The sequence below is a fragment of the Buttiauxella sp. genome (genome assembly GCF_049686335.1).
Classification (GTDB): Bacteria; Pseudomonadota; Gammaproteobacteria; order Enterobacterales; family Enterobacteriaceae; genus Buttiauxella.
In genome coordinates this window covers 88,336-100,557 of the sequence record NZ_JBAVHX010000029.1, presented here as the reverse complement: position 1 = coordinate 100,557, position 12,222 = coordinate 88,336, and the positions used below count along the sequence as shown (strand labels likewise).

General features: G+C 49.5%; 11 protein-coding genes. 3 read left to right on the top strand and 8 right to left on the bottom strand.

Translation table 11 applies throughout. The features are described from left to right. Nucleotides 1-136 precede the first annotated feature (136 nt). Nucleotides 137-628, top strand: a complete 492-nt coding sequence (locus WBL83_RS17970; RefSeq protein WP_064516617.1) for a YajQ family cyclic di-GMP-binding protein — start codon at nt 137-139, stop codon at nt 626-628. 187 nt (nt 629-815) lie between these two features. On the opposite strand, the gene WBL83_RS17965 is transcribed toward WBL83_RS17970, so the two are convergent. The 8 genes from WBL83_RS17965 to WBL83_RS17930 form a co-directional block, all read right to left on the bottom strand. Continuing rightward, the gene (locus tag WBL83_RS17965; RefSeq protein ID WP_424590411.1) at nt 816-2,177 is read right to left on the bottom strand and encodes an MFS transporter; all 1,362 of its coding nucleotides are present in this window, start codon (nt 2,175-2,177) and stop codon (nt 816-818) included. Between the two features lie 130 nt (nt 2,178-2,307). Next, nucleotides 2,308-3,195: a heme o synthase gene (cyoE, locus tag WBL83_RS17960; protein ID WP_424590410.1), complete on the bottom strand. Its 888-nt coding sequence runs from the start codon at nt 3,193-3,195 to the stop codon at nt 2,308-2,310. Between the two features lie 11 nt (nt 3,196-3,206). Further along, complete coding sequence (locus tag WBL83_RS17955) at nt 3,207-3,536, bottom strand: cytochrome o ubiquinol oxidase subunit IV (protein WP_424590409.1); 330 nt, start codon at nt 3,534-3,536, stop codon at nt 3,207-3,209. Further along, a complete protein-coding gene (locus WBL83_RS17950; protein WP_424590408.1) occupies nt 3,536-4,150 on the bottom strand; it encodes a cytochrome o ubiquinol oxidase subunit III in 615 nt (204 codons plus the stop codon). The genes WBL83_RS17955 and WBL83_RS17950 overlap by 1 nt, the downstream gene beginning before the upstream one ends. Then, nucleotides 4,140-6,131, bottom strand: coding sequence for a cytochrome o ubiquinol oxidase subunit I (gene cyoB, locus WBL83_RS17945; RefSeq protein WP_424590407.1), 1,992 nt, complete (start codon nt 6,129-6,131; stop codon nt 4,140-4,142). The genes WBL83_RS17950 and cyoB overlap by 11 nt, the downstream gene beginning before the upstream one ends. A gap of 19 nt (nt 6,132-6,150) precedes the next feature. Beyond that, nucleotides 6,151-7,098 carry a cytochrome o ubiquinol oxidase subunit II gene (cyoA, locus tag WBL83_RS17940; protein ID WP_424590406.1) on the bottom strand — a complete coding sequence of 316 codons (948 nt, stop codon included), beginning with the start codon at nt 7,096-7,098 and terminating at the stop codon, nt 6,151-6,153. Nucleotides 7,099-7,573: 475 nt separating this feature from the next. After that, nucleotides 7,574-9,049, bottom strand: coding sequence for a muropeptide MFS transporter AmpG (ampG, locus tag WBL83_RS17935; RefSeq protein WP_424590405.1), 1,476 nt, complete (start codon nt 9,047-9,049; stop codon nt 7,574-7,576). A gap of 49 nt (nt 9,050-9,098) precedes the next feature. Then, nucleotides 9,099-9,677 (bottom strand): lipoprotein, encoded by a 579-nt coding sequence (locus tag WBL83_RS17930; RefSeq protein WP_424590404.1) that lies wholly within the window; start codon nt 9,675-9,677, stop codon nt 9,099-9,101. A gap of 305 nt (nt 9,678-9,982) precedes the next feature. Here WBL83_RS17930 and bolA point away from each other — a divergent pair, with 305 nt between their 5' ends. Further along, on the top strand, nt 9,983-10,300 hold the full coding sequence (gene bolA, locus WBL83_RS17925; protein ID WP_120066136.1) for a transcriptional regulator BolA: 318 nt from the start codon (nt 9,983-9,985) through the stop codon (nt 10,298-10,300). 480 nt (nt 10,301-10,780) lie between these two features. Beyond that, the gene (gene tig / locus WBL83_RS17920) at nt 10,781-12,079 is read left to right on the top strand and encodes a trigger factor (RefSeq protein WP_424590403.1); all 1,299 of its coding nucleotides are present in this window, start codon (nt 10,781-10,783) and stop codon (nt 12,077-12,079) included. Nucleotides 12,080-12,222: the final 143 nt, after the last annotated feature.

The window sequence follows — 12,222 nt, the reverse complement described above, 5'->3', positions numbered from 1 at the left end:
CTTCAAACTTAGGTGTACGTGCAGCAGATGTTTTGCTTAATCTATATTATACAGGGCTCTCTCCTGCTTTAACGGGTTGTTTTGCTCGGCCCAGCAGGTATTATGCAACGCAACAAAAAGAGAGGGAGAAGAAAGCATGCCATCTTTTGACATCGTGTCTGAAATTGATATCCAGGAAGTGCGTAACGCGATTGAAAACGCGGAACGTGAGGTTGCTACTCGTTTTGACTTCCGTAATGTGCCGGCGACATTTGAACTGAATGAGAAAAATCAGTCCATTAAAGTGGCCAGCGAATCTGATTTCCAGGTTAACCAACTGTTGGATATTCTTCGTGCCAAGCTGCTTAAGCGCGGTATCGAAGGGGCTTCAATTGATGTGCCGGAAGAGTTTGTGCACAGCGGTAAAACCTGGAGCGTTGAAGCTAAGCTCAAGCAGGGCATTGAATCGACTATCGCCAAGAAAATTGTGAAGCTGATTAAAGACAGCAAGACCAAAGTTCAGGTGCAGATTCAGGGCGAGGAACTGCGCGTAACCGGTAAATCCCGCGACGATTTACAGGCCGCAATGGCGCTGGTTCGTGGTGGTGATTTGGGGCAGCCGTTCCAGTTTAAGAACTTCCGCGACTGATTTACGCCCTCACCCCGGCCCTCTCCCCCAGGAGAGGGGGAAAAGAATATTCCCTCTGCCTCAGGAGAGGGGGAAAAGAGTATTCCCTCTCCCTCAGGGGAGGGGGAAAAAATATTCCCTCTGCCCAGGAGAGGGAGAAAAGAATATGCCCTCTCCCTCAGGGAGAGGGCTAGGGTGAGGGTTGTATTTACCCTTTCACTACCTGCTCAATCTCAAATCGGTTCGTCAGCTTACTGTCTATCTTCACGTAAGCGCTGCGTTCCTGCGCAATAATATTCACATCACTCACGCCAGGCAGAGCCTGCAGTCGCTGTTTCAGAGACTCATCGGCTTCGACACCTTCAGGTAGCTCGACACGCAGGCTGGCGACATAAGGCGGTTCTGTCATGGTGCTGCTGACCAGTAGCCAAATCATTGCCAGTAACGCACCCGCCAGGAAGACGGTTTGCGAATCAAACAACCCATCAATCCAACCGCCCAACGAGCCGCCAATTGCCACGCCCAAAAACTGGCTGGTGGAGTAGATCCCCATCGCCGTGCCTTTGTAACCGGCTGGAGATTCTTTGGATATTAGCGACGGTAAAATCGCTTCCATCAGGTTAAACGCCAGGAAGAACAACTGCACGCCTAACACCAGTTCCCAGAAGTGCGGGCCGGAGCCCCAAAGCACGATTTCAGCAATCAGCAGCAATGCCACGCAGCCGACAAACACGCGCTTCATGCGGCGTTTTACTTCGGCATAAATAATAAATGGCACGACCGAGGCGAAAGCGATAAGCATGGTGCAGAGGTAAATCTTCCAGTGCTCAGACGCCGGGAAACCCGCCTGTTCAAGTTGCCCGGGGAGGGCGACAAACGTCGACATCAACATGATGTGCAGACACATAATGCCGAAGTTAAGCTTCAGTAATTTGGGCTCCGCCAGTACTTTGCTAAAGCAGCCTTTCACCATGCCTGACTCGCGGTTCAGGACATGATTTTTGGAATTCGGCACTACCCAAAGCGTGATGAGAATACCGCAGCCCGCAAGTACCGCAATCATCCAGAACAGCGCGTTTAAGCCCAGGTTATGGGTAATGATCGGGCCAAGCACCATGGCAATGGCAAAAGTAATCCCAAAGCTCACGCCGATAAACGCCATGGCTTTCGTACGATTTTGTTCGCGCGTTAAATCAGAAAGCAACGCCATAACAGCGGCGGCAATTGCCCCCGAGCCTTGCAGCGCCCGGCCAAGGATCACCCCCCAGATTGATTCTGAAAGGGCGGCGATAACACTACCGATGACAAAAATGAGTAAGCCGCCAATTATGAGCGGTTTGCGGCCAATACGGTCGGAAAGCAGACCAAAAGGGATCTGGAAGATAGCCTGAGCCAGGCCATAAATACCGATGGCGAGGCCAATCAGTGCCTCACTTGCGCCCTGTAACGCCATTCCGTAAGTAGTAAGAACCGGCAACACCATAAACATGCCAAGCATGCGCAGTGAAAAAACCGTGCCTAAACCCCACGTCGCACGTAGCTCGACGGGCGTCATTTTATAATCGTTCATTACCACCTCAGATAAAAAGCAGGTCTTAGTGTAGTGCGTGGGCAGGGGAGGGTAAACGGTTAGTTATTTAACAGATATTAAAAAAGGGCACCGAAGTGCCCTTTTACGCGGTTCAGATGTGGTTTGCGACTTACCAGACGTAAGTCATCAGATTTTGTGAATCTGGCACCATAAAGTCCACCGACATCATCACGCTGAGTGACGTGATAGCGACGATAGAAAAGACGAACAATTTGCGCGCCCAGACTTTATCGTCTTCCACTTTATATCCGCGTAATGCCATACCCAACCACCAGACACTCACTGCCGCAGCCACAACCAGATATTTATAACCCGCGTAACCGCCAAGAGAGAGCATCAGCGTTGCGACAGCAAACGCGATGATATACAGCGTGATGTGGTTCTTCGCGACCGAAATCCCTTTAACCACTGGCAACACCGGAATGTTCGCAGCCTGGTAATCTTTAAAGCGGAAGATAGCAATCGCATAGGAATGCGGCATCTGCCACAGGCTAAAGATAGCCAGCAGGATCAACGCACCGGTATCAAACTCGCCGGTCACCGCACAGTAACCAATTACTGGCGGTGCTGCCCCGGAAAGGCTGCCAATCAGTGTGCCGTAGACAGATTTGCGCTTCATGTACAGGCTATAAACCCCGACATAAACCACAAAGCCCATCACGCCTAACCACATGGCTAGCGGGTTAGCACCAAACCACAGCAGCATGAAGCCAGCAATACCCAACAAGGTGGCGTATACCAGCGAGGTTTTCGGCGCAATCAGGCCTTTGACCAGAACCCTGTTTTTGGTTCTCTCCATTTTGCGGTCGATGTCACGATCAATGAAGTTGTTATAAACACAACCCGATGCCACGACTAACGACACCCCAACCAGGGTGGAGATAAACAGGGTGTAATCAATACTGCCCTTTGAGGCCAGTAGAAATCCGCCAATGACAGAAATTAAATTGCCGAAAATAATTCCTGGCTTAGTGACTTGTAGGTACCGCTTCATCATATAGGCTGCTCTTAGTGAACCATCATGTTCTGGTTGAGGTTCCACATAATCCAGATAGAGCCGACCACCAGAATGGCAATTATCAGCGCGGTAAAGACAAAGGCTACCAGGTTCCAACGCTCCTCGGAAGAGGTGTTCATGTGCAGGAAGCACACCAGGTGAACCAGAATCTGTACCACTGCACTAACCAGTACCACGCCGAGAATCACAGCGTGGGAGGCTGTACCAGTCATCACCATCCAGAACGGGATAGCCGTCAGGATGATCGACAGGATAAAACCGGTCAGATACGTTTTAACGCTACCGTGGTGGGCGCCTGCGTGTTCAGTTGAATGACTCATTACATCGCCCCCATCAAATAGACAACAGAGAATACACAAATCCATACCACGTCCAGGAAGTGCCAGAACAAGCTCAGGCACATCAGACGAGTACGGTTAGCGCTGGTCAAACCGCGGCGAGAGACATGGAACATCATCAATGCCATCCACACCAGACCAGAAGTGACGTGCAGACCGTGCGTACCTACCAGAGCAAAGAAGCCTGACAGGAAGCCGCTACGATCCGGGCCATAACCTTCAACAATCAGGTGATGGAATTCATAGATTTCCATCCCAACGAAGCCCGCACCAAACAGGAAGGTCAGCGCCAGCCAGGAGATAACCTGGCTTTTGTTGCCTTTGTTCATAGCGATGATCGCCATGCCGTAGGTGATGGAGCTGAACAACAGCAGGGCAGTTTCGACCAGCACAAACGGCAGCTCGAAAATGTCTTTCCCTGCCGGGCCGCCGGCAGTGCCGTTCACCAGAACGGCATAAGTAGCAAACAAGCAACAGAACAGAATGCAGTCGCTCATCAGGTAGATCCAGAAACCAAAGACTTTATTGGTTCCTGCATCGTGATGCCCATGCTCCGCGGCGTGGGCGTTAGCGTGAGTGAGAGTTTCAGTTGACATTTTTCAGCCCTGCTTTGGTAATTTCATCGAAGTGCTGGTTTTCCAGTTTTTCGACTTCCGCAACCGGAACGTAGTAATCCACATCTTCGTCGAAGCTTTTCGCAATCCAGGTGATGATGATGCCGGCAAAGCCAACAATCGCCAGCCACCAGATGTGCCAGATCATCGCGAAACCAAACACGGTAGCGAACGCGGCAATCACGATGCCCGCTGCGCTGTTACGTGGCATATGAATTTCTTCATAATGCGTTGGCTGTTTGTACGCTTCACCTTTCTCTTTCATTTCCCAGAATGCATCACGCTCATGAACGTGTGGCAGGTGGGCAAAGTTGTAGAACGGAGGAGGAGAGGAAGTTGACCACTCCAGCGTACGGCCACCCCACGGGTCACCTGTCAGGTCACGGTTCTGCTCACGGTCACGGATTGAGACGTAGAACTGAATCAGCTGACACAGGATGCCCAGAGCAATCAGCGCTGCGCCACAAGCCGCAACAACCAGCAGAGTGTGGAACTGCGGATCTATCTGCTGGCTCAGGCGACGAGTCATACCCATGAAGCCCAGCACATACAGCGGCATAAATGCCACGAAGAAGCCGATGATCCAGAACCAGAATGCGCGCTTGCCCCAGGTTTCGTTCAGCGTGAAGCCGAAGGCTTTTGGCCACCAGTAAGTCAGACCTGCGAAGCAACCGAACACCACACCACCGATAATTACGTTATGGAAGTGAGCAATCAGGAACAGGCTGTTGTGCAGTACGAAGTCAGCACCCGGAACCGCTAACAGAACACCGGTCATGCCACCGATAGAGAAGGTGACAACGAAGCCAATGGTCCACAGCATTGCGGAGTTGAATACGATACGGCCCTGATACATGGTGAACAGCCAGTTGAAGATCTTCACCCCAGTAGGGATGGCGATAATCATGGTGGCGATACCAAAGAAGGCGTTGACGTTCGCGCCGCTGCCCATGGTGAAGAAGTGGTGCAGCCAAACGATGAACGACAGTACGGTAATCGCGATGGTCGCCCACACCAGTGAGGTGTAACCGAACAGGCGTTTTTTCGAGAATGTCGCCACCACTTCAGAGAACACACCAAACACCGGCAGTACCAGAATGTAAACTTCTGGATGGCCCCAGGCCCAGATGAGGTTGATATACATCATCATGTTGCCACCCATATCATTGGTAAAGAAATGGGTGCCAAGGTAGCGGTCAAGGGTTAACAGCGCGACGGTCACGGTAAAGATTGGGAATGCCGCAATAATCAGTACGTTAGTACACAGCGAAGCCCAGGTAAATACCGGCATTTTGAACATAGTCATGCCAGGCGTACGCATATTCAGGATAGTAACGAAGAAGTTAATACCCGTTAATGTCGTACCGATACCCGAGAGTTGCAGAGCCCATATCCAGTAGTCGACGCCGACCCCCGGACTGTACTCTATGCCCGATAGCGGTGGATAAGCCACCCAACCGGTCTGTGCGAATTCACCCACCCCAAGAGACAGGTTAACCAACACCACACCCACAACGGTGAACCAGAAGCTCAGGTTGTTCAGGAATGGGAAGGCAACGTCACGCGCACCAATCTGCAACGGCACGACAACGTTCATCAGGCCGATAACAAATGGCATCGCCACGAAGAAGATCATGATTACGCCGTGGGCGGTAAAGATCTGGTCGTAGTGATGTGGTGGCAAGAAGCCTGCTTCTCCGGCGGAGGCCAGAACTTGCTGGCTACGCATCATGATGGCGTCAGCAAAGCCACGCAGAAGCATGACGATTGCGACAATCACGTACATTATGCCGAGGCGTTTGTGGTCAACAGAGGTGAACCACTCTTTCCATAAATATTCCCACTTACCGAAGTAAGTGATAGCTGCAACTAGCGCCAGTCCCCCGACGATAATTGCTGCCACCGTAACCATGATAATGGGTTCATGGTATGGGACTGCATCCAGTGTAAGTTTTCCGAACATCGTATTATTCCTCGGCCCCTTAGTGAGAGGTTTCCGCGTGACTCATGTCCATGCCTTCCATTCCTTCATGCGCTGCGTGCTCGCCTTCAGGTTGGGTCATGTCCATGCTCTTCCCGTGCCCCATGAATTTGTTAATAACGTCTTTAAACAAATCAGGTTTAACAGCGGAGAAGTATTCGACTTTGTTGTATTCGCTTGGTGCTGCAAGCTTCTCGTAAGTTGCCATGTCGTTCATGACTTCCGGAGATTGTTTCGCTTTAGCAACCCATTGGTTAAAGGTGTTCATGTCCGGTGTGGCGATAGCCTTGAACTTCATACCGGAGAAACCTTTACCGCTGTAGTTAGACGAAATACCGTCGTAGGTGCCTGCTTCATCTGCAATCAGGTGCAATTTGGTCTGCATACCTGCCATTGCATAGATCTGGCTACCCAGTCGCGGAATAAAGAAGGAGTTCATCACCGAGTTAGAGGTGATTTTGAATTCCACCGGGGTGTTGGCCGGGAAGGCAATTTCATTAACCGTAGCAATACCTTGCTCTGGATAAATGAAGAACCATTTCCAGTCCATAGCGATAACTTCAATGGTCACCGGCTTCGCTTCGTGAACCAGCGGTTTGCTTGGCTCAAGGGCGTGCGTGGTTTTCCAGGTTAGTACCGCGAGGAAGATGACGATAAGGATAGGAATCGTCCAGACCACAGCTTCAACTTTGTTCGAGTGCGACCAGTTGGGGCTGTATTTGGCGTTTTTGTTTGAAGCACGATACTTCCAGGCAAAACCGATAGCCATTGCGATAGCGGGTATAACGACTATCAACATCAGCCCGATAGCTGTCAGTATCAATGAACGTTGTTCCAGTCCAATTTGTCCTTTGGGGTCCAGAAGTGCAGAATCACAGCCACTAAGTAAAAAAGTGCCTGTAATTAATGCCAACCATCCCAAACTTTTATTGTATTTCCTGAGTCTCATTTAACGACCTCAATTCCGGGGAGCTCTAATTGTCGTTTAAAGTGTGGAGGCATTTTACGGGAAGGTTACATTACTGTAAACATGAATGGCGCAGTGTCAGTGGGGTGTTACCAGGTTCTGCCTACAATGTCACATAGAATGCAACAAACTGTAAAATATCGAGATAGGCCGCAGCCTGGCTGGGTTATAACGAAAACCCGTGTTGAGATAATAAGTAGAGGTTAATTGGTATAACCAATCATTTTAATGAACATAATTTTAACAAATTAGCATCAATTGATAAACGAACTTACCTACAAAATATTTTAAGCAAAAGCTGAATCGGTTAAATGAAGCATGAAAATAATTTTGCTGCTAATAATGCAAAAAAAGAGTCTTGCTTTCGATAAATAAACCATGATGTGTAGTGATGTTTATTAATTGAACAATATAATCACGCAGCGCAACTTATTAATTCGGATAAAGAACAGTGCTTCTACATTAAAGCTGTTTTGCGTAATGCCAGATAATCAAGCAACCCGCCAAACAAAATCCCACCGATAGCAAACAACGCGCCCCATTCCAGGAACTGGATGTTGAACGCCCAGTTTGTCAGCCCTGTGGCATTGGTAATTAGCACAACGAGCCAGACTGCCAGAAGAGCACAACCCAACATCAGTGCGCGTAACGCAATGCGATAGGCTGAAGAAAACTCGCTACGAGGGATGAAGCTATCGTTATTCTGGGTGTATTCGAGCGTCGTTTTGCACACTAGCAGCAACAGGATGCCCGGCACGGCAGCCACAACCGAAAATAAGTAAAACGTCGGCCAACCGTGGGCTTCGACGAACCAACCGGCTATCGGCCCCACATAAACGCGTCCCACTGCTGAAAGGGCAGAAAGTAAAGCAAATTGGGTTGCGGAAAACGACTTATTACACAGCGTCATTAGCAGTGCGACAAAGGCTGCTGTGCCCATCCCGCCACAGAGATTTTCAAAGAAAACCGCTGTTGCCATGCTGAACATATGTTTATCGGTAATCGAGAGGAGCCAGTAACCAGCGTTGGATACCCCCTGCAAAATGCCGAATATCAGCAAAGCGCGGAACAGCGACAGGCGCTGCATCAAAATGCCGCCGTACAGTGCTCCAATAATTGTGGCAATCAGCCCCAACGTTTTATTCACCATGCCGACTTCGCCAGCATCAAAACCGACGCCGCGAATTAAAAAAGTGGTCGTCAGACTCATGGCAAAAGCATCACCGAGTTTGTACAACACAATCAGTAGCAGGATAAGCCAGGCATTATTCCGGCCAAAAAAATCACGCAGCGGTGCGACAACAGCTTGTTCAAGACTTTTTGGTACAGGAATCGCGTCAGTCGGTTCAGGGGCAAGCAAAGTCGCGATGATACAAGGCAACATTAATGCGGCCATCAGCCAGTACATGCCTTGCCAACCGAGATACCTGTCCGCAAGCCAAAGCGCTAAACCACCGGAAACTAACATCGCCAGGCGATAACCCAATACGCTTATAGCCGCACCCGTTCCGCGTTCTTCGGCGGGAAGAACATCGGTTTTCCAGGCATCAAAAACGATATCTTGCGAAGCCGAGCAGAAAGCAATGATTACCGCCAATGCAGCCATCCAACGCAACTGCGAACCCGGTTCCAGGAAACCCATGCCAGCAATAGCAATCAACAGCAGGACCTGCGTAATCAGCAACCAACCACGACGACGACCGAGTAGCGGCGGCGTATATCTGTCCATGACTGGCGACCACAGGAACTTAAACACATAGGCTTGCCCAACGAGCGAGAAGAAACCAATGGTTTTAAGATCGATGTTCTCAACCGTCATCCATGCCTGCAATGTGCCGGAGGTGAGGGCGAGAGGGAGGCCAGAAGCAAAGCCTAAAATCAACAGGATGGCTGATTTTGGCTGCTGAAAAAGACGAAGATAGTGGTTGGGCATACTGTGCTCTAAAGCCAGCCCGCATGACGCAGGCTGGTGGGGGTATTAATTAACGAGCGTTCTGCTTGATGAAATCATGAACGCTGGTGTCCTGGGCCATATCAGCAATGGTATCAGTCAATACGGAGTTTACTGCATTGGCGATATTCTTATTGGTAGCCTGGAATGCACCTTCTACGTTGTAGTTAGAACGGTAGTTCTTGGTCATCTTGGTGCCATTTTTTGCCGTCGCAATAATCACGATATCGGCTTTAGTGGCGATGTTGTAACGCACGCTACCTTGAGAGACGTCGGCATACAGCTGGTTCACGATGATTTGTAAGTCAACCGGGCTGTTTGGACCGATCATATAACCACGGGCAGTCATCTGTTTTTCCAGCACTTCTTGCAGCAGGAAGCGCAGATCACGAGATGGAGTCAGTGTCACCAGTTGGTTTTCACGAGTGACTTTAGCCAGAGCCTGGTCTTTACGTTGATCTGCACCGTTGATGCTCACAGTTACGCCCATCAGGCTTGGATCTTGCTGTGGCAGACTGATAGTTGGAGAAACATCAATGGTGGTAGGTGGTGTTGCGCAGCTGGCCAGCATAAAAATGGCAACCAACGGGAATAATAATTTTTTTAACATGTTCGCTATCTCAATGTACTCAAGGGGCAGGCAGATAAAAAATCACGCCATCATAACACTGCGGTTGCCCAGTGGAAGCAGTTAACGCACGTAATTTCATCGCGTTGCGCTTTTTCTGAGCGGTTGCAAAGCTATCTGACCATTTTGCCCACGATTAGTGCCGTATTCACATTAAGCTACAGGGGCTTGACGAAGAAAATCAGACGAAAGCTAAATAATTGTTGTAATTCCGTTATTAAAACGGCTAAAAGCGGCTAACATTTAAAGGGATGAGTGGCATCTCTACGCAGTTGAGGAGAAAGTTCATGATGATGCGCGAGCAAATAGAATCAAAATTAAGGGCAGCGTTTGAACCCGTGTTCCTGGAAGTCGTGGATGAAAGCTATCGTCACAATGTCCCGGCGGGTTCAGAGAGCCATTTCAAAGTGGTTCTGGTCAGTGACCGTTTCGCTGGCGAACGTTTCTTAAATCGCCACCGAATGATTTACGGCACCTTAAGTGCTGAACTCTCTACCACCGTTCATGCGTTGGCTCTGCATACCTACACCATTAAGGAATGGGAAGGGTTGCAGGATACGATTTTCGCCTCCCCACCTTGTCGTGGAGCAGGTTCAATCGCTTGAAGTTAACCTTCAGGCTTGCAACTTAGGGAACTTTTCCTTTATGTTGCGGTATATGAATCGTGTTTTATCAAACGGCCTGCGGGCCGTTTTGTTTTGTCTGAAATCGCCCTTGTTGTTCCAGGGTTTGGGCAATAAATCCAAAAGAACTGTGAAAAGGGCCGCAGCAACACTGTGTTGCCGTTCTCGACTCACCTTGGTGATGCCGCTATAATGCTGCGTCTTATTTTTCGGAATGTCTTCGGGACGATTCTGACGACAGGGAATGTGATTCTGATTTAGAAGGCATCCCGGTTCTGTGAAGCAATAGATACCCGTCATACTTCAAGTTGTGGGGGGGTTGGCTGCACTCACTCACCCCAGTCACTTACCTTAGTAAGCTCCTGGGGATTCCTGAGCTTGCCGCCTACCCACAACTCGAATTATTTGGGTATCGAGAGCTTCCAGAGTTGACCGAGCACTGTGATTTTTTGAGGTAACAAGATGCAAGTTTCAGTTGAAACCACTCAGGGCCTTGGCCGCCGTCTCACGATTACTATCGCTGCAGACAGCATCGAAACCGCTGTAAAAAGCGAGCTGGTCAACGTGGCAAAGAAAGCCCGTATCGACGGTTTCCGTAAAGGAAAAGTGCCGATGACTGTTATCGCACAACGTTATGGCGCTTCTGTTCGCCAGGACGTATTGGGCGAACTGATGAGCCGTAACTTCGTTGACGCGATCATCAAAGAAAAAATCAATCCAGCTGGCGCACCTAACTACGTTCCAGGCGAATACAAACTGGGCGAAGACTTCACCTACGCGGTTGAGTTTGAAGTGTACCCAGAAGTTGAGCTGCAAGGTCTGGAAGCAATCGAAGTTGAAAAACCGGTTGTTGAAGTGACTGACGAAGACGTTGACGCAATGCTGGACACCCTGCGTAAGCAACAAGCTACCTGGAAAGATTCAGAAGCTGCTGCAACTGCAGAAGACCGCGTAACCATCGACTTCACCGGTTCTGTTGACGGCGAAGTATTCGAAGGCGGCAAAGCGTCTGACTTCGTACTGGCAATGGGCCAGGGTCGTATGATCCCAGGCTTTGAAGACGGTCTGGTTGGTCACAAAGCTGGCGAAGAATTCACTATCGAAGTGACCTTCCCGGAAGATTACCACGCTGAAAACCTGAAAGGTAAAGCGGCTAAGTTCGACATCGTTCTGAAGAAAGTTGAAGAGCGTGAACTGCCAGAATTTACTGAAGAATTCATCAAACGTTTCGGCGTTGCTGATGGTTCTGTTGCAGGCCTGCGTACCGAAGTGCGTAAAAACATGGATCGTGAGCTGAAAGGCGCTGTGCGTAACCGCATCAAGTCTCAAGCAATCGACGGTCTGGTTGAAGCGAACAACATCGACGTACCAGCTGCACTGATCGACGGCGAAATCGACGTTCTGCGTCGCCAGGCTGCACAGCGTTTCGGTGGCAACGAGAAACAAGCGTTGGAACTGCCACGTGAATTGTTCGAAGAACAAGCTAAACGTCGTGTTGTTGTTGGTCTGCTGTTGGGCGAAGTGATTCGTACCCACGAGCTGAAAGCTGACGAAGAGCGCGTTAAAGGTCTGATCGAAGAAATGGCTTCTGCTTACGAAGATCCGACTGAAGTTGTCGAATTCTACGGCAAAAACAAAGAACTGATGGACAACATGCGTAATGTTGCTCTGGAAGAACAAGCTGTTGAAGCAGTACTGTCTAAAGCGAAAGTGTCTGAAAAAGCCACTACCTTTAGCGAACTGATGAACCAACAAGCGTAAGCATAATTTTTGGCATCATCGCCAAAATATTGCTGCATCAAGCCCGTCACCCGCAGGTGGCGGGCTTTTTTTATCACTGACACTCTGAAAACCCATCAATAAAACGAAGTTTCAGGGTTAGCGTAACAAGAAAAGGTTGTTAT